The sequence below is a fragment of the Mediterraneibacter sp. ICN-202921 genome, assembly GCF_037890075.1.
Taxonomy (GTDB): Bacteria; Bacillota; Clostridia; order Lachnospirales; family Lachnospiraceae; genus Mediterraneibacter; species Mediterraneibacter massiliensis.
The window spans coordinates 197,846-213,498 of the sequence record NZ_JBBKBE010000002.1 but is presented as its reverse complement, the minus strand read 5'-3'; the positions used below and the strand labels follow the sequence as shown (position 1 = coordinate 213,498).

26 protein-coding genes are annotated in these 15,653 nt (G+C 41.3%); 1 reads left to right on the top strand and 25 read right to left on the bottom strand.

Annotated elements, in window-relative coordinates; all coding sequences use genetic code 11:
• Positions 1-49: 49 nt before the first annotated feature.
• From WKT01_RS03105 to WKT01_RS03090, 4 genes are all read right to left on the bottom strand, one after another.
• A complete protein-coding gene (locus WKT01_RS03105) occupies positions 50-892 on the bottom strand; it encodes a carbohydrate ABC transporter permease (RefSeq protein WP_059067947.1) in 843 nt (280 codons plus the stop codon).
• Positions 892-1,791, bottom strand: coding sequence for a carbohydrate ABC transporter permease (locus WKT01_RS03100; RefSeq protein ID WP_117973957.1), 900 nt, complete (start codon positions 1,789-1,791; stop codon positions 892-894). The genes WKT01_RS03105 and WKT01_RS03100 overlap by 1 nt, the downstream gene beginning before the upstream one ends.
• A 197-nt stretch (positions 1,792-1,988) precedes the next feature.
• Positions 1,989-2,540 (bottom strand): hypothetical protein, encoded by a 552-nt coding sequence (locus WKT01_RS03095; protein WP_117973955.1) that lies wholly within the window; start codon positions 2,538-2,540, stop codon positions 1,989-1,991.
• 38 nt (positions 2,541-2,578) lie between these two features.
• Positions 2,579-3,307: a hypothetical protein gene (locus tag WKT01_RS03090; protein ID WP_117973953.1), complete on the bottom strand. Its 729-nt coding sequence runs from the start codon at positions 3,305-3,307 to the stop codon at positions 2,579-2,581.
• 181 nt (positions 3,308-3,488) lie between these two features.
• On the opposite strand from WKT01_RS03090, the gene WKT01_RS03085 reads away from it, so the two are divergent.
• The gene (locus WKT01_RS03085; protein WP_059067938.1) at positions 3,489-3,980 is read left to right on the top strand and encodes a hypothetical protein; all 492 of its coding nucleotides are present in this window, start codon (positions 3,489-3,491) and stop codon (positions 3,978-3,980) included.
• Between the two features lie 116 nt (positions 3,981-4,096).
• On the opposite strand, the gene WKT01_RS03080 is transcribed toward WKT01_RS03085, so the two are convergent.
• From WKT01_RS03080 to rpsQ, 21 genes are all read right to left on the bottom strand, one after another.
• Positions 4,097-4,633, bottom strand: coding sequence for a bL17 family ribosomal protein (locus WKT01_RS03080; RefSeq protein ID WP_059067936.1), 537 nt, complete (start codon positions 4,631-4,633; stop codon positions 4,097-4,099).
• Between the two features lie 120 nt (positions 4,634-4,753).
• On the bottom strand, positions 4,754-5,713 hold the full coding sequence (locus WKT01_RS03075; protein WP_059067934.1) for a DNA-directed RNA polymerase subunit alpha: 960 nt from the start codon (positions 5,711-5,713) through the stop codon (positions 4,754-4,756).
• Between the two features lie 82 nt (positions 5,714-5,795).
• Positions 5,796-6,389, bottom strand: coding sequence for a 30S ribosomal protein S4 (rpsD, locus tag WKT01_RS03070; protein ID WP_059067932.1), 594 nt, complete (start codon positions 6,387-6,389; stop codon positions 5,796-5,798).
• Between the two features lie 98 nt (positions 6,390-6,487).
• Positions 6,488-6,883 carry a 30S ribosomal protein S11 gene (rpsK, locus tag WKT01_RS03065; RefSeq protein WP_059067930.1) on the bottom strand — a complete coding sequence of 132 codons (396 nt, stop codon included), beginning with the start codon at positions 6,881-6,883 and terminating at the stop codon, positions 6,488-6,490.
• 27 nt (positions 6,884-6,910) lie between these two features.
• The gene (gene rpsM / locus WKT01_RS03060) at positions 6,911-7,279 is read right to left on the bottom strand and encodes a 30S ribosomal protein S13 (RefSeq protein ID WP_059067928.1); all 369 of its coding nucleotides are present in this window, start codon (positions 7,277-7,279) and stop codon (positions 6,911-6,913) included.
• A gap of 642 nt (positions 7,280-7,921) precedes the next feature.
• Complete coding sequence (gene rpmJ, locus WKT01_RS03055; protein ID WP_003497809.1) at positions 7,922-8,035, bottom strand: 50S ribosomal protein L36; 114 nt, start codon at positions 8,033-8,035, stop codon at positions 7,922-7,924.
• A gap of 161 nt (positions 8,036-8,196) precedes the next feature.
• Entirely contained in the window at positions 8,197-8,415 is a 219-nt protein-coding gene (gene infA / locus WKT01_RS03050; RefSeq protein ID WP_004074886.1) for a translation initiation factor IF-1, read from the bottom strand.
• A 28-nt stretch (positions 8,416-8,443) separates the two neighbouring features.
• Entirely contained in the window at positions 8,444-8,695 is a 252-nt protein-coding gene (locus WKT01_RS03045; protein WP_117973951.1) for a KOW domain-containing RNA-binding protein, read from the bottom strand.
• Positions 8,696-8,698: 3 nt separating this feature from the next.
• Positions 8,699-9,343, bottom strand: a complete 645-nt coding sequence (locus tag WKT01_RS03040; RefSeq protein WP_059067925.1) for an adenylate kinase — start codon at positions 9,341-9,343, stop codon at positions 8,699-8,701.
• Between the two features lie 93 nt (positions 9,344-9,436).
• Positions 9,437-10,789, bottom strand: coding sequence for a preprotein translocase subunit SecY (secY, locus tag WKT01_RS03035; RefSeq protein WP_117973949.1), 1,353 nt, complete (start codon positions 10,787-10,789; stop codon positions 9,437-9,439).
• Positions 10,789-11,229 (bottom strand): 50S ribosomal protein L15, encoded by a 441-nt coding sequence (gene rplO / locus WKT01_RS03030; RefSeq protein ID WP_059067921.1) that lies wholly within the window; start codon positions 11,227-11,229, stop codon positions 10,789-10,791. Before rplO ends, secY begins: the two co-directional genes overlap by 1 nt.
• Positions 11,230-11,257: 28 nt before the next feature.
• On the bottom strand, positions 11,258-11,437 hold the full coding sequence (gene rpmD, locus WKT01_RS03025; protein WP_059067919.1) for a 50S ribosomal protein L30: 180 nt from the start codon (positions 11,435-11,437) through the stop codon (positions 11,258-11,260).
• 60 nt (positions 11,438-11,497) lie between these two features.
• Positions 11,498-12,007: a 30S ribosomal protein S5 gene (gene rpsE, locus WKT01_RS03020; protein WP_059067918.1), complete on the bottom strand. Its 510-nt coding sequence runs from the start codon at positions 12,005-12,007 to the stop codon at positions 11,498-11,500.
• Between the two features lie 16 nt (positions 12,008-12,023).
• A complete protein-coding gene (rplR, locus tag WKT01_RS03015) occupies positions 12,024-12,392 on the bottom strand; it encodes a 50S ribosomal protein L18 (protein ID WP_059067916.1) in 369 nt (122 codons plus the stop codon).
• 17 nt (positions 12,393-12,409) lie between these two features.
• A complete protein-coding gene (gene rplF / locus WKT01_RS03010; RefSeq protein ID WP_059067914.1) occupies positions 12,410-12,952 on the bottom strand; it encodes a 50S ribosomal protein L6 in 543 nt (180 codons plus the stop codon).
• A gap of 290 nt (positions 12,953-13,242) precedes the next feature.
• Positions 13,243-13,644 carry a 30S ribosomal protein S8 gene (rpsH, locus tag WKT01_RS03005; protein WP_059067912.1) on the bottom strand — a complete coding sequence of 134 codons (402 nt, stop codon included), beginning with the start codon at positions 13,642-13,644 and terminating at the stop codon, positions 13,243-13,245.
• 253 nt (positions 13,645-13,897) lie between these two features.
• The gene (locus tag WKT01_RS03000) at positions 13,898-14,083 is read right to left on the bottom strand and encodes a type Z 30S ribosomal protein S14 (protein WP_059067910.1); all 186 of its coding nucleotides are present in this window, start codon (positions 14,081-14,083) and stop codon (positions 13,898-13,900) included.
• A 13-nt stretch (positions 14,084-14,096) separates the two neighbouring features.
• Positions 14,097-14,636 (bottom strand): 50S ribosomal protein L5, encoded by a 540-nt coding sequence (rplE, locus tag WKT01_RS02995; protein WP_059067909.1) that lies wholly within the window; start codon positions 14,634-14,636, stop codon positions 14,097-14,099.
• 23 nt (positions 14,637-14,659) lie between these two features.
• Entirely contained in the window at positions 14,660-14,974 is a 315-nt protein-coding gene (gene rplX / locus WKT01_RS02990) for a 50S ribosomal protein L24 (RefSeq protein WP_059067907.1), read from the bottom strand.
• Between the two features lie 12 nt (positions 14,975-14,986).
• Positions 14,987-15,355, bottom strand: a complete 369-nt coding sequence (rplN, locus tag WKT01_RS02985; protein ID WP_059067905.1) for a 50S ribosomal protein L14 — start codon at positions 15,353-15,355, stop codon at positions 14,987-14,989.
• Between the two features lie 37 nt (positions 15,356-15,392).
• The gene (gene rpsQ / locus WKT01_RS02980) at positions 15,393-15,650 is read right to left on the bottom strand and encodes a 30S ribosomal protein S17 (RefSeq protein ID WP_059067903.1); all 258 of its coding nucleotides are present in this window, start codon (positions 15,648-15,650) and stop codon (positions 15,393-15,395) included.
• Positions 15,651-15,653: the final 3 nt, after the last annotated feature.

Genomic DNA, 15,653 nt, shown 5'->3' with positions numbered 1-15,653 from the left:
GATCTTTTTCCTCCTTTATTTAACTGCCTTTATACGGCATTTTTTACAATTATCCTTTCACAGCTCCCGAAGCAAGTCCCTGCACCAGATATTTCTGAATATAACAGAAGATCAGAAGCACCGGTATCAAAGCCACGACCGTGCCAGCCGCCAGCCCCCCGTAATTTACGGTAAACTCGCCTTTCATCATACTTAAGCCAACCGGAAGCGTGAATTTATCTGAATCACTGATAAAGTTCAATGAATATACAAATTCATTCCATGTGTTGACAAACGCGAAAGCGCCGCTTGCCACGATTCCCGGCAGGATCGTAGGCACAACTATTTTAAATACAGATTTTAGGATCGTACATCCATCGATCTGCGCCGCTTCCTCCAATGTAGGGGAAACTCCCGAAAAGAAACCGCTGATCATAATCGTGCAAAACGGAAGATTCACGGTTGTATTTACGATAACAAGCGACCACAGATTATTGATCAGTCCCATATTATTAAAGATCGTGAATAACGGTACCAGGATCACGACTCCTGGAAGCATCTGTGTCACCAAAAGCAGAAGAAAGACAAATTTTTTGCCTCTGAATTTATATCGTGAGATCGCATAGCCTCCCATGATTGCGATCGCTATAACGAAGATGGTCGTAACGATAGATACAAACAAACTGTTTAAAAAATATTTATCGAATCCCATACTGGAAAGCATGGACGCATAGTTGTCCATTGTAAACGGATCCGGAAGGTATTTCACCGGAAGTTTCATGATAGAGCCCTGCTCTTTGAGTGAGGTATTTAGAAACCAGTAAAACGGAAACAACATGATGATTGTCACGACCGCAACAGGTATGTAACAGGTAAACGTCTTAATGATCCTTTTTTTCGTTGTCCGTTTCATCAGTAATACTCCTCCTCTCCGTATTTTCCAATTTTTAGATATATCGCCGAGAAAATAACGAGTACGATCATTACGATAACTGCCATTGCGGAAGCATATCCTGCATCCAGTGAATCATTGAACGTCATCATGATATATACCGGAATCGTTAATGTGGAGAAATTCGGTCCTCCCTTTGTCATTCCATAAATAATATCTACGATATTTAAAGTCCATATCGTCCTAAGCAGCGTCGTAAGCAACAGCGTATCCTTTATCAACGGCAGTGTGATCTTGAAAAACTTGTATATAGCCGACGCGCCGTCCACATCTGCTGATTCATATACTTCTGTGGGTATCGTCTGTAGCGCTGACAATATGCTGATAGCAAAAAATGGAACGCCTCTCCAAGTATTTGCTATGATCATTGCCCACATGGCAGAAGTCCCGCTGGAAAACCAGGATATTTTTCCATCCACGATCCCCAGTTTCATCAACAGATCTCCGATCACTCCTACACTTTCGTTAAACATAAAACTCCAGATCAGCGCCACTAGAATTCCGCCTACCGCCCAGGGTGTAAAGATCAGCGCCCGGAACACGCCCCTTCCTTTGAATTTCTGATTCAGCAGAAGCGCTACGAGCAGACCGAAGAACAACTGCAAAATAACATTAACAACTGTCCAGAAAACGGAGTTTACAGCCGCTTTCCAAAATGTCTCGTCCTCCATGAGCCTTACGAAATTAGCGCCTCCGTTAAATCCCATGTCCTGCATATTCGTCAATACATGATCCTGCATACTCAGCCAGAAAGTATTAAATATAGGATACAGCATAAATACGGCAATCACGGCAAGAAGCGGCAAAAGCATAAAATATGGCATCGCCTTTTTCTTATAGTATTGCTTCTTTTTGAACATCTTTGCTTCCCCCTTTCTGACTAAAATTCTATCTTTTTCCGTTGTTTTTTTCGTTCACTATTTTCTCATTTTTGTTCAATATTTTACTATATTATAAATTTTTCATATTTTTTCTATTATAATCCGCTCTATTTTATACAAAAGTTTCAAAACCGCGATCCTATAACAAGATGCTTCTGTGGACTTCCCGGTGTCCTTCACCAAAGATCATATTTTGTATTGTCTACATATCCGCTTTCCCTCAATTCTGCCAGATATCGTTTTGCAGTATCGGCTTTCCAACTGCCTCTTTTGAGCATGACAAGGGGCAGATGAAGATCACAGAAATTTGAATAAGGTATATCAAATAATTGTCTTGCCGCTTCGCGCTCACATCTTTCTGCCATTTCTGCCGGAAGTACGATTTCATATGCAAAGTCCATATTTTCATCACACCAGAATCTGCCTCCTGAATACAGTTCTATATTTGCCTCATTGGCAAAAAGAATAAACTCCCTTCTGGTATCAGCAGTCATCATCACAGGATGCGGATACCAAACAGCCCTGATATACTCCTCCTCCACATAGAAGGAAGACTGTATCTCCAATATAGAAACCAAAGGATGTAAAAGTCGTGCGAACACATGCCATTCTTCACGGAAAATCGTTACAATAGAGGCGCTTGTATCCCACTTTTGCTTCTCTAAACATAGTTCTCTGGATTTTCTGTTTACAATTTGTTCTAATATGATCCTGCTGTCTTGTTTCATCCTGACACTCCTCCTATATACATACCATAACGTATTTCTTACACAGCCGCCGAAAGCCTTTTTTTGCGCTCTTTCAAAATCGCAACGTAATTTATCAGCAGTTTCTCCAAATCTATATTTTTCGGGGCATGCTTCCACACCATTCCTGTACCTGCCAAATCTTTGAGAGACTCTTTTTCTAACCTCTCATCCATAAAGAACATTTCCAGATGTTCACTTCTTATCCAGGCAGACATTGCCTGTAAAAATATAGGCGAATCTGTACGCAAAAGATCATACAAAAAATGCGGCAGATATTCCCAGTAAGGAGCTTCACCTCGTCTTCTGTTCCATGCCCTGTAGGGCAAGATCATCACATTGCAGCGCTGTTGTCCAAGATCAAATAATACAGATAATAATGCTGTCAGTTTCTCTGCCGGTAAATACTCTTCCATATTTGCCAGAAGGTCATTTAAAAACTCCGGATACTCTTTTAATCCTACTTTTTTAGGTTTCAATTCTTCATACTCATATTCCTTCCACTTTTCCCATGAAGCACAGGCAAAATGATTTAAAACATAACGCAGTGGAAGCCACAGAGAAAAAATCGTGTCGGCATTCAAATTTCCGTCTGTCAGTATGCAGTCTAAATCTGTTTTCTGCCGGTACAGATCGCCTGCTTTTGTTTTCTTTCTCCAATATCTGATTTTTTCTCTTATTGGTGAATACATCTGCATATTCTTTATCTTTTCTGATCTTTTTCCCTTTTCCATATCTGTATGTTCCATTTTTTCTCCTCCCGACATGTTTTTCGATGTTTAAATATTAATATATTATTATATATGTATTTTACATTATATTAACGTATAGAAACACACTTGTCAACAATTAGCTTAAATGTTTTTACATTTGTATTTTTTATTAATCTGTGCTATACTAAATTATCAAACATCAAGGAGGTATACATTTATGTACAGTTATATATTGGATGTCACGGCAGCTAATAAAAAAATCCCCCTTACTGAAGAATTCGAGCATGCCATCGCAGAGGCCTGCCAAAATGCCAATACTACCACGAATTCGCAGCGTTATGGCCGGGAATTCCGCTTTATTTCCAGAATAGACCCCTATACGATCCGACTTGGCCTCAAGGCAGAAAAAGCAGTTATCGCTACCAGAGCAATATCCAGTATTACCAGGGCTTTGATCCGTACCTACGATACAGATAAACTGGAGACATTAAAATATAATGGAAGTATTCTAAATGCTACGGTTGCAGAGCAACATGAAGACGCCGCAGAAATATACATCAATCTAGAACCTTATGAAATCTTACAGAGCGTGACAGAAATATTTTTTGGTCAGGGGAAAAAAAGAAATAAAGATAAAAAAGTCGCTGAGGAAGCGGCAGATAAAATAAAGCAGATTGTGATCGATTATAAAAGCAGGACATTGCTATGAGCGTAATAAAAGAGCCGCTGTAAAATAGATGTTGTACATCATCTATTTTACAACGGCTTCTTGTTTCTTTTATAGTCTCATTTTATGATCGCTCTGCGTCCGGCGCAATGATACAACTATACAAGTTCGATCAGAACTTCCATAGCAGCGTCACCTTTACGCTGTCCTATCTTTACGATTCTTGTGTATCCACCATTGCGGTCAGCATACTTTGGTGCGATCTCTGTAAACAGTTTGTCTACCAGATCTACATTTTTCGTATTTTTCTTTCTTCCAGCTCCTGCAGCAGGTACTTCCTTTACAGGATAAAGAACCTTCAGCATTTCTCTTCTTGCATGCAGTCTGCTTGGCTGATCTTTTTTAATCTTCTTCTCAACTTCGTCATATACAGTAACTCTCTTGCCATCAACGACTTCTTTTACTCTCTTGCCGTCTTTATCTTTACGTGCAACCTTTGCCATTACTGTAACTTCATCAAAATTGTCTTTTTCTTTTACTGCCATAGCGATCAGGCCTTCTGCGATCTTACGGATCTCTTTTGCCTTTGCTTCTGTAGTAATAATCTTTCCATGGTTCAGCAGTGCTGTCACCTGGTTTCTAAGTAAAGCTTTTCTCTGGGAAGAAGTTCTTCCGAGTTTTCTATACTTTGCCATTTTATTCATCCTCCATAAAAAACATTTGGTTATGCGTCTTCGGGCTTATTAATCAAATGCCCCTGCCATGCACGTCGGACTTACTGACAGGATATTTAAATAATAAATCTCTGATCCGGATTACTCTTCACCTTGATTTAATTCCAGATTCAGTTCTTTCAATTTTGCAAGTACTTCTTCCAAAGACTTACGTCCAAGGTTACGCACTTTCATCATATCTTCCGGCGTCTTATTTGTCAGTTCTTCTACTGTATTGATGCCGGCTCTCTTAAGACAATTGTAGGAACGTACGGAAAGTTCAAGCTCATCAATGCTCATTTCCAATACTTTCTCTTTCTCATCATCTTCTTTTTCAATCATAACTTCAGCAGACTGCGCAACTTCTGACAAGTCGATAAACAGCTTTAAATGCTCGCTTAAAACCTTTGCCGCAAGACTTACCGCCTCATCCGGATGCATGGTACCTTTTGTCCAAACATCTAAAGTCAGCTTATCATAATCCGTGATCTGACCCACACGCGTATTTTCAACCGTGAGGTTTACACGTTCTACAGGTGTATAGATCGAATCGATCGGAATGACCCCGATCGGCAAGTCCTCGCTTTTGTTTTTATCTGCGCTTACATATCCTCTGCCCTTTGTTATGCTAAGTTCCATATATAGTTTGCTGTCTTTGCCGCCGTTTAAAGTAGCAATGACCTGCTCCGGATTCATGATCTCAACATCCGAATCCGTCTGTACATCAGCGCCTGTGACAACGCCTTCACCTTCAAATTCTATATATGCGGTCTTAACTTCGTCTGATTCCGATGTGTTTTTGATCGCCAGAGATTTCAGATTCATGATAATCTCAGTTACATCTTCTTTCACACCTGGGATGGAACTAAATTCGTGCAGTACGCCGTCGATCTTTACAGAACTGATTGCTGCGCCCGGCAGAGAAGATAGCATGATCCTTCTCAGGGAATTTCCCAAAGTAATGCCATATCCTCTTTCCAGTGGCTCTACTACGAATTTTCCATACTTTTTATCTTCTGAAATTTCTGTAATTTCAATATTCGGTTTATTAAAATCAAACACTACACAGACCCTCCTTATGGGTTAAAATATGTTGAGGGGGTACGACTCCTTATATGATCTGCGCTTTTAAGCACAGACTATATTATTTAGAATACAACTCGACGATCAACATCTCATCAACAGGAACATCGATTGCCTCTCTTGTCGGAAGTTCTTTTACAGTGCCCTTCAGATTCTCAGAATCCACATCCAACCAGTCCGGAACCATATTTCCGCCTGTCACTTCCAGAATGTCTTTATATCTCTGGCATCCTTTGTGTTTTTCTTTGATTTCAACCGTATCTCCGGCTTTGAGCAGGTAAGAAGGAATATTTACCTGTTTGCCGTTTACAAGTACATGTTTATGGTCTACAATCTGTCTTGCTTCTTTTCTTGTTCTTGCAAATCCCATGCGGAACATTACATTGTCCAGTCTGGATTCCAGAAGAATCATCAGATTCTCACCTGTCATACCTTCCATCTGTTTTGCTTTCGCATAGTAATTCCTAAATGGTTTTTCCAGCACGCCATAGATGAATTTTGCTTTCTGCTTTTCACGCAGCTGCAAACCATATTCGCTCATTTTTCTATTTGTTCTTTTTAACTGTCTGTTAGATTTTTTACTAATTCCTAAATAGATTGGATCCATTCCTAAAGAACGGCATCTTTTAAGAACCGGAACTCTGTTTACTGCCATGTTTCTCCTCCTAAATTCTATACATGTCAGCGGATTACTACCGCATTTTTCGTTTACTTCCAGTGCTACTGATTAAATCAAGGTCTGCCGGACACAGATTACACTCTTCTGCGTTTCGGTGGACGACAACCATTGTGCGGTACCGGCGTTACATCTTTGATACTTGTCACATCAATTCCGCAAGCCTGCAATGCACGGATCGCTGCTTCTCTGCCTGAACCTGGACCCTTTACGAAAACATCTACTGTCTTAAGACCATGTACTAATGCCGCCTTTGCTGCTGTCTCAGCCGCCATTTGTGCTGCATATGGAGTAGATTTCCTTGAACCTCTAAATCCCAGACCGCCTGCACTTGCCCATGAAAGAGCATTTCCCTGTCCATCTGTCAGTGTTACGATTGTATTATTGAAAGATGACTGAATGTGTGCCTGTCCGCGTTCAACGTTTTTCTTGACACGTTTTTTTGTTACTTTTTTTGCAACTTTTTTCGCCATTTAAACTAACCTACTTTCTTCAATTTGTTATTTTTTCTTATTTGCTACTGTTCTCTTAGGACCTTTACATGTTCTTGCGTTTGTCTTTGTCTTCTGTCCACGCACCGGAAGTCCTTTTCTATGACGGATTCCACGATAGCAGCCGATTTCTTTCAGTCTCTTGATATTCAGCTGGATCTCTCTTCTCAAATCACCTTCTACAACCTGAGTCTCATCGATCACTGCGCTGATCTTTTTTACTTCTTCACTTGTCAAATCTCTGACACGAGTACTAGGATCTACTCCTGCCTCTGATAAAATACGGTTTGCACTTGTTCTTCCGATTCCATAAATATAAGTCAAACCAATTTCTACACGTTTGTCTCTTGGTAAGTCTACACCTGCGATACGAGCCATGTGTCTTTCCTCCATTTTCTTTTTCGCTGTTCTTTCGCCATACAAGTTCGACTTCGTGCTCCGCACTACTTCTCACTGTGGCGTGCGCCTCTTCTGCGCTTTTTCGCCATGCAAGTCCGACTTCGTGCTCCGCACTACTTCTCACTGTGGCGTGCGCCTCTTCTGCGCTTTTTCGCCATGCAAGTTCGACTTCGTGCTCCGCACTACTTCTCACTGTGGCGTGCGCCACATACAATCTTGCCCGAAACGCTCTTGGCAAATACATTTGCCTGTGCGTTTCTGTCAATCTTGTGCATGGCTTTACGTTGTTACATATTGTCCCTAATTGAGGCTGTGGATGTGGTGTTTATTGTACATCCTACCGGGGTATGTTCCCGATATCCCAGCCCAGGCATGTTTGTTGCATACCCTTTCCCGGCACGGAAATTTTTCCGCCAATGCAAATGCCGAGTATTATAAGCAATATACACCTGCACATTTTCTAAGACAAAAAAGTGCAGCAGACTACCCGCTCTGCCGGTACCTTACGCAGCCGCGGTGTATCCTTACTGTATATTAAACAGCTCTACACACCTCCTGGTGTATCGTGCTGTCAGCCGCCTAAATAATTACACAAATCACCTCGGATATTTTTCTATTCCCTTATCCCTGACGTTGTTTGTGTTTCGGATTCTCACAGATTACTCTGATACTTCCTTTTCTTTTAATAATTTTGCATTTTTCACAAATTGGTTTTACTGATGACCTAACCTTCATGTTAAATCCTCCTTTCCCTACTTTGCTCTGCCTATATTTCCTGCTGTTTCAGACACACCATCCCAAAAACAGCCACTTAACAGTATAACGCCTAACTGCCAATAAAGTCAATAACTAACTTTATTTTTCTCTGTAATTTTTCGATATTCTCAAAAAAATAACTATTTGTCTCTCCAGACGATCCTTCCTTTGCTAAGATCATATGGAGACATTTCCAGAGTCACTTTATCTCCCGGTAAGATTTTAATAAAATTCATCCGTAATTTTCCACTGATATGTGCCAGAACTATATGGCCATTTTCCAATTCCACTTTAAACATGGCGTTTGGCAGCTTTTCAACTACAACTCCTTCAATTTCAATTACGTCAGCCTTTGACATACTTAATCCTCCTGCATTTACAGCACTTTTACATGTAATCCTTTTTAAGGGAATATTTCAGTATCATATTTCTAACTGCTATCTCATCCGCTGTATCTTCAACTCGTTCCTTCAAAATAACCTGCAGATGTTTTTTATTCTTCTTTTTTAATCTTTCAGACGAATACGACTCTCCGTCTGAAAGATATACATATTCATCATTGACACGAATAATGACATATATACGATTTTTGTCATGTCCCGCCTTTGACCGCACAAGCATTCCCGGTTCAAACAGCATACGCTATTCCCCTAAAATCTTTGTGACTGCATCGAATACAACATCTATATCTACTGTTCCATCGACATTTTTCAAAATTCCTGCCTGTGTATAATATTCGATCAACGGCTGTGTCTGCTCATGGTATACATGGAGACGCTTTTCTACGGTTTCCGGCTTATCGTCATCTCTGAGGATCAGACTGCCCTGGCATTTATCACAAACGCCCTCCTTTTTAGGAGCCGCATAAACAATGTGGTATGTTGCGCCACAATCTACACATGCACGGCGTCCAGACATACGCCTGATGATATTTTCATCCGGCACTTCTACATTGATGGCATAATCCATTTTCTGATCCATGTTGGCAAGTGCTCTATCCAATGCTTCCGCCTGTGGGATTGTTCTTGGGAAACCATCCAGGACATACCCTTTTTGGCAGTCCTCCTGATTTACTCTGTCCACGACAAGATCTACGACCAATTCATCCGGCACTAACAATCCCTGATCCATATAGGTCTTCGCCTTTTTCCCCAATTCCGTGCCATTTTTAATGTTTGCGCGGAAAATATCTCCTGTTGAGATATGAGGGATATCATACTTTGCCGCGATTTTTTTAGCCTGTGTGCCTTTTCCGGCGCCTGGAGCTCCCAGCATAATAATTTTCATATCCGTATACCTCCGTTAATGCACAATAACGAGTGTGCCCCTGAATACGCTTTTACGCAGTTCTCCCGGGTCACCCTCGCTAAAGTAATCTAATTAGTATCCAAGGAAACTATTCTTCATGTTACTTCCCTTGTTATTCAAAAATCCTGTATAGTTGCGGACAAGCATTTGTGATTCAATCTGCTTCAATGTCTCTAATACGACTCCGACTATGATGATAAGGGATGTTCCTCCAAAAGAAACATTTGCCCCGAATACACCATTAAAGAAATACGGTATTACCTGGACAATGACAAGCCCGCATGCTCCAATGAAAATAATGTAATTCAATATTTTTTGTAAATATTCTACCGTCGGTCTTCCTGGACGTATTCCCGGAATAAAACCTCCGCTCTTTTTCATATTGTTTGCAATCTCTAACGGATTGAATGTAATAGAGGTATAGAAATATGCGAAAAAGATGGTCAATAAAATATATACGATCAGCCCGATCGAATAAATCGGATTCTCTGGATCACACCACGCATTGGAATTCATTCCTCTTAATATCTGACTTCCGATACCGGTTCCATTTCCTTTTCCAAGGAACTGCGCGATCACGATCGGTGTCTGCATCAATGACGATGCAAATATGACCGGAATAACTCCCGCTGTATTTACTTTCAGCGGAATGTGTGTGGATTGACCTCCATATGTTTTTCTTCCCTGTACTTTCTGGGAATACTGAACAGCAATTCTTCTCTCCCCACTCTGCAGAAGTACGACAAATACGACAACTACTAATAAAACTGCCAATATGATCAGCGCGGCAAGTCCTCCCTTTGCCAGTGTCTTTCCCTTTACGAACTGTGCATACAGTGTAATAAAATCCTCCGGCACACGAGATAAAATATTGATCAAAAGAACAATGGATATACCATTTCCAATGCCCTTTTCTGTTATACGTTCGCCAATCCACATCAGAAATGCACTACCAGCTGTTAACGTACATACAACGATCGCCGTATTCACAAAATTATACTCTACTAACAATCCCTGTCTCCCAAAACCAACTGCCATTGCGGTAGATTCGATCAGAGCAAGTATGACTGTCACATAACGGGTGATCGTCGCAATCTTCTTTCTTCCGTCCGCGCCTTCTTTTTGCATTTCCTCCAGTTTCGGGATCGCAATGGTCAAAAGCTGCATGATGATGGAAGATGTGATATACGGTGTAATGCTCAAAGCAAATACGGACATCTTGGTAAATGATCCGCCGGTAAATGCGTCAAAGAAATTGAACGCATCACCGGTCTGGCTCGCAAATAAATTCTGAAGTACGGTTGGATCTACGCCTGGAGTAGGCAGTTCAGAGCCGAGTCTTACGACGACTAACATCATAAATGTATAGAAAATTCTTTTTCTGACATCTTCTATCTGAAATGCCCTTCGTACAGTCTGTAGCATTAGATCACCTCTGCTTTTCCACCAAGTGACTCAATCTTTTCAGCTGCTTTTGCACTAAATGCATTTGCCTGAACAGTAAGTTTCTTAGTTAACTCTCCATTTCCAAGAATTTTAACACCATCTTTTGGATTTTTTACGATTCCGCTTTCAATCAATGTCTCTACGGAAACTGTAGCGCCGTCTTCAAATACTTCCAGCGCGCTTAAATTGATGCCCACGATCGTCTTAGAGTTTCTGCATTTGAACCCTCTCTTTGGCAGTCTTCTATATAAAGGCATCTGTCCGCCTTCAAAGCCTGGTCTTGGAGCCCCTGAACGTGCTTTCTGACCTTTATGGCCTTTTCCGGCTGTTTTGCCATTTCCAGAAGCGTGGCCGCGGCCTCTTCTGAAATTATCACTCTGTTTGGAACCGTCTGCCGGTCTTAAGTTTGATAAGTCCATGACGTTACCTCCTTATCGTTTCTTAAATTTATGCTTCTTCAACTTTTACTAAATGTCTAACCTGCTGTACCATACCTCTGGTAGCCGCATTATCCGGCAATTCAACTGTCTTATTGAGTTTGTTCAGACCCAGCGCTTCAACAGTTTTTCTATGCTTAGGTATAGCACCGATTGTAGACTTTACTAATGTCACTTTCAAATTTGCCATTTTGTTTACCTCCTATGCGATAAAGCTTCCCTGTTTTTATAAAACAGGGGAAAGCTCATCCTAGCCTACGACCTCTTCTACTGATTTGCCACGAAGTCTTGCAACCTCTTCCGGTGTCTTCATCGCTTTCAGACCTTCGATCGTAGCAAGCACTACATTCTGTTTATTGTTTGAGCCCAAAGACTTTGTACGGATATTCTTAATACCTGCCAGCTCGATCACGGCACGTGCCGGACCTCCAGCGATCACACCAGTACCATCCGGAGCTGTCTTCAAAAGCACTGAAGCGCTTCCGAATTTTCCGATAACATCATGTGTAACACTTTCGTTTGCATCCATCGCAACAGAGATCATCTTCTTCATTGCGTCTTCTTTCCCTTTACGGATTGCTTCCGGGATCTCAGTAGCTTTTCCCAAACCTGCACCAACATGGCCATTTCCGTCGCCAACTACAACTAAAGCTGTGAACCGGAAGTTACGACCACCTTTAACGACTTTGGTAACACGTTTGATTGATACCACTTTTTCTGTTAATTCTAATTGATTAGCATCAATACGTTCCTGTTTCATCTGTGTTCTCCCTTCCCTAGAAATTCAGCCCAGCTTCTCTTGCTGCGTCTGCCAGTGCTTTGATTTTTCCCTGATATATAAAGCCGCCTCTGTCAAAGACAACCTCAGTAATACCTTTTTCTTTTGCCTTTTCAGCAATTACTTTTCCAAGATATGCCGCAGCGTCAACATTGTTGGTCTTTTCTAATTCTGCTTTCACGTCTTTCTGAAGAGTGGAAGCTGCAACCAGAGTGTTTCCAACTGTATCGTCAATGATCTGCGCATACATATGATTATTACTTCTAAACACAGCTAAACGTGGTCTTTCAGCTGTACCGCTGAAACGGTTACGTAATTTCATGTGTTTTTTTCTACGAACTTCGCTTCTTGATTTCTTACTAACCATTTTCACACTCTCCTTATTTATTTCTTACCAGTCTTACCAACTTTACGTCTAATAACTTCATCAGCATACTTGATACCCTTGCCTTTATATGGCTCCGGTCTTCTCTTGTCTCTGATCTCAGCAGCGTATTGGCCTACTTTTTCTTTATCGATACCTTTTACAGTAATTTTGTTCTGACCTTCCAGAACTGTCTCAAGACCTTCCGGATCTGTCATTTCAACTGGGTGAGAGTATCCTAAGTTTAATGTCAGTTTATTTCCTGATTTTGCAGCTCTGTAACCGACACCGTTCACTTCCAGAACTTTCTGGTAACCGTCTGTTACACCGACTACCATATTGTTGATCAGTGTTCTTGTCAGACCATGCAAAGACTTCATTTTCTTTAAGTCATTCGGTCTTGTTACAACGATTTCTTCACCTGTAACTTTTATTTCCATTTCAACCGGGAGTTCTTTTACAAGAGTTCCCTTAGGACCTTTTACAGTCACTACATTATTCTCTGCAATTTCCACAGTAACGCCTGCTGGAATTGCGATCGGCAGTCTTCCTATACGTGACATACCTGTTTCCTCCTTAACTTAAATTTTCGGAATAGATGCTGTGTCTATTCTGTTTTCAGTTGCTTATGGGAGCCATTCTCCCTAGACCAGTTCCGTACGCCTAAGCTCAAACTTCGCTTTACAGCTCGTTCTCGCCAATGCTTGGGAACGACCTCGCGCTAGGCTCGACAATACCTCGCCAAGCTGCACTGGATGAGTATGTTCTTCTCGCTAAACTCGACACCACCTCGTTAAGCTCCAAGAACGACCTCGCGCTAGGCTCGACAATACCTCGCCAAGCTGCTTTCGGTCTACCATACGAAGCAGAGTACCTCTCCGCCTACGCCGAGTTTTCTTGCTTCTTTATCTGTGATCACACCTTTATTTGTGGAAATGATCGCGATACCAAGTCCTCCAAGTACTTTCGGGATTTCTTCGCTGTTTACATAAAAACGAAGTCCTGGTTTTGAAATTCTTTTCAGACCGGAGATAACTTTTTCATTCTTATCTGCGCCATATTTCAATGTGATATGAATTGTCTTGAAGTTTCCATCTTCTACGATATCATATTTTGCAATGTATCCTTCATTGTAGAGAATCTCAGCAATCGCTGTCTTCATCTTTGATGCAGGAACATCAACGGTATCATGTTTAGCAGTATTTGCATTACGGATTCTTGTAAGCATATCTGCGATTGGATCACTCATGTTCATGTGAAAGTATCCTCCTTCTATTCTTTCAATGCCTGTGTCAGGCTTAATGTCCTAGCATAGGTACATGTTCCATGCGCCTAAGCTCGACCTGCGCCTTATGGCTTGCTCTCGCTAACGCTTGGGAGCAGCCTTCTCACTAATCTCCGTCAGCGCTTCTAACGAAGTTCTTCTCGCTAAACTCGACATCGTCTCGTTAAGCTCTAAGAACGGCCTCGCGCTAGACTCGAAAAGACCTCGCCAAGCTGCTTTCGGTCTACCAGCTGGCTTTTTTCACTCCTGGAATCTGTCCTTTATATGCCAATTCACGGAAGCAGATACGGCAAATTCCATATTTTCTTAAATATGCATGCGGACGTCCGCAGATCCTGCAGCGGCTGTATTCTCTTGTGGAAAATTTTGCTTTGCGCTGCTGTTTGATTTTCATTGATGTTTTAGCCATGAATTTCCCTCCTTTACTTTGTGAATGGCATATTGAACTGTGTCAATAATTCACGGGCTTCTTCGTCAGTCTTAGCGGTTGTAACAAAAATGACATCCATACCTCTGACTTTATCTACTTTATCGTACTCGATCTCAGGGAAAATCAGCTGCTCCTTGATACCAAGAGCGTAGTTGCCTCTTCCATCAAACGCGTTCGGATTAACGCCTCTGAAGTCACGTACACGAGGCAGTGCAAGATTGATCAGGCGGTCTACAAATTCATACATTCTCTCGCCTCTTAATGTAACTTTGCATCCGATCGGCATTCCTTCTCTGATCTTAAAGTTTGCCACAGAATTCTTTGCTCTTGTAACAACAGCTTTCTGACCAGCGATCTTTTCCATATCAGCGATTGCTGACTCTAACACTTTTGCGTTTTCTTTTGCTTCGCCAACGCCCATGTTGATCACAACCTTATCAAGCTTTGGCACTTCCATAATATTCTTATATCCAAATTTTTTAATCATTGCGTCAATGATCTCATTCTGATACTGTTCTTTCAGTCTGCTCAAGTCTAAGGACCTCCTTCCTTGTATTAATCGTCGATTACGTCGCCTGTTGCTTTTGCAACACGCACCTTTTTATCGCCATCCATTTTAAAGCCGATTCTTGTTGCTTTTCCATTGTGTACATACATCACGTTGGAAATATCGATCGGTCCTTCCTGATGAACGATACCGCCGTTTTGATTGGCAGCGCTTGGTTTTGTGTGCTTTGTCAGCATGTTGACGCCCTCAACCAGAACTTTTCCGTCCTCTTTATTTACAGCAATTACTTTGCCTTCTTTGTCTTTATCTTTACCAGCGATGATTTTTACTGTATCGCCTTTTCTAATCTTCATTGTTGACATCTTAGGCACCTCCTAAAGTACTTCCGGAGCCAGGGAAACGATCTTCATAAAGTGCTTCTCTCTTAACTCTCTGGCTACTGGTCCAAAAATACGTGTTCCACGTGGATTTAAATCATCTTTTATAATAACCGCAGCATTTTCATCGAACCGGATATAGGAACCGTCTTTACGACGTGCACCTTTTACAGTACGGACAACAACAGCTTTTACGACATCACCTTTTTTCACAACGCCGCCTGGTGTTGCATCTTTAACAGTCGCAACGATCACATCGCCGATATTAGCGTATCTTCTTGTAGAACCGCCCATAACACGGATACAGAGTAATTCTTTCGCACCTGTGTTGTCTGCTACTTTCAGTCTGCTTTCTTGTTGTATCATGCAGGTAAACCTCCTTCAAAAATATATGCGAAACTACTTATTTCGCTTTTTCCATGATTTCTACAAGTCTCCATCTCTTATCTTTAGAGAGAGGTCTTGTTTCCATAACTTTCACTGTATCTCCTACATTACACTCGTTATTTTCATCATGAGCTTTCAGCTTATAAGTTCTCTTTACGATCTTCTTATAAAGTGGATGCTTCACGTGGTCTTCGACTGCAACAACGATTGTTTTGTCCATTTTGTCACTAACAACCTTGCCTGTACGAGTTTTTCTTAAATTTCTTTCTTCCACAGT

What these genes read in the sequence shown, in the direction of transcription:
- WKT01_RS03105 (WP_059067947.1), bottom strand. Translation starts at nt 892, where the DNA reads ATGAAACGGACAACGAAAAAAAGGATCATTAAGACGTTTACCTGTTAC.
- WKT01_RS03100 (WP_117973957.1), bottom strand. Translation starts at nt 1,791, where the DNA reads ATGTTCAAAAAGAAGCAATACTATAAGAAAAAGGCGATGCCATATTTT.
- WKT01_RS03095 (WP_117973955.1), bottom strand. Translation starts at nt 2,540, where the DNA reads ATGAAACAAGACAGCAGGATCATATTAGAACAAATTGTAAACAGAAAA.
- WKT01_RS03090 (WP_117973953.1), bottom strand. Translation starts at nt 3,307, where the DNA reads ATGGAACATACAGATATGGAAAAGGGAAAAAGATCAGAAAAGATAAAG.
- WKT01_RS03085 (WP_059067938.1), top strand. Translation starts at nt 3,489, where the DNA reads ATGTACAGTTATATATTGGATGTCACGGCAGCTAATAAAAAAATCCCC.
- WKT01_RS03080 (WP_059067936.1), bottom strand. Translation starts at nt 4,633, where the DNA reads ATGGCAAAGTATAGAAAACTCGGAAGAACTTCTTCCCAGAGAAAAGCT.
- rpsD (WP_059067932.1), bottom strand. Translation starts at nt 6,389, where the DNA reads ATGGCAGTAAACAGAGTTCCGGTTCTTAAAAGATGCCGTTCTTTAGGA.
- rpsK (WP_059067930.1), bottom strand. Translation starts at nt 6,883, where the DNA reads ATGGCGAAAAAAGTTGCAAAAAAAGTAACAAAAAAACGTGTCAAGAAA.
- rpsM (WP_059067928.1), bottom strand. Translation starts at nt 7,279, where the DNA reads ATGGCTCGTATCGCAGGTGTAGACTTACCAAGAGACAAACGTGTAGAA.
- rpmJ (WP_003497809.1), bottom strand. Translation starts at nt 8,035, where the DNA reads ATGAAGGTTAGGTCATCAGTAAAACCAATTTGTGAAAAATGCAAAATT.
- infA (WP_004074886.1), bottom strand. Translation starts at nt 8,415, where the DNA reads ATGTCAAAGGCTGACGTAATTGAAATTGAAGGAGTTGTAGTTGAAAAG.
- WKT01_RS03045 (WP_117973951.1), bottom strand. Translation starts at nt 8,695, where the DNA reads ATGCTGTTTGAACCGGGAATGCTTGTGCGGTCAAAGGCGGGACATGAC.
- WKT01_RS03040 (WP_059067925.1), bottom strand. Translation starts at nt 9,343, where the DNA reads ATGAAAATTATTATGCTGGGAGCTCCAGGCGCCGGAAAAGGCACACAG.
- secY (WP_117973949.1), bottom strand. Translation starts at nt 10,789, where the DNA reads ATGCTACAGACTGTACGAAGGGCATTTCAGATAGAAGATGTCAGAAAA.
- rplO (WP_059067921.1), bottom strand. Translation starts at nt 11,229, where the DNA reads ATGGACTTATCAAACTTAAGACCGGCAGACGGTTCCAAACAGAGTGAT.
- rpmD (WP_059067919.1), bottom strand. Translation starts at nt 11,437, where the DNA reads ATGGCAAATTTGAAAGTGACATTAGTAAAGTCTACAATCGGTGCTATA.
- rpsE (WP_059067918.1), bottom strand. Translation starts at nt 12,007, where the DNA reads ATGAAACAGGAACGTATTGATGCTAATCAATTAGAATTAACAGAAAAA.
- rplR (WP_059067916.1), bottom strand. Translation starts at nt 12,392, where the DNA reads ATGGTTAGTAAGAAATCAAGAAGCGAAGTTCGTAGAAAAAAACACATG.
- rplF (WP_059067914.1), bottom strand. Translation starts at nt 12,952, where the DNA reads ATGTCACGTATAGGAAGACTGCCGATCGCAATTCCAGCAGGCGTTACT.
- rpsH (WP_059067912.1), bottom strand. Translation starts at nt 13,644, where the DNA reads ATGAACATGAGTGATCCAATCGCAGATATGCTTACAAGAATCCGTAAT.
- WKT01_RS03000 (WP_059067910.1), bottom strand. Translation starts at nt 14,083, where the DNA reads ATGGCTAAAACATCAATGAAAATCAAACAGCAGCGCAAAGCAAAATTT.
- rplX (WP_059067907.1), bottom strand. Translation starts at nt 14,974, where the DNA reads ATGTCAACAATGAAGATTAGAAAAGGCGATACAGTAAAAATCATCGCT.
- rplN (WP_059067905.1), bottom strand. Translation starts at nt 15,355, where the DNA reads ATGATACAACAAGAAAGCAGACTGAAAGTAGCAGACAACACAGGTGCG.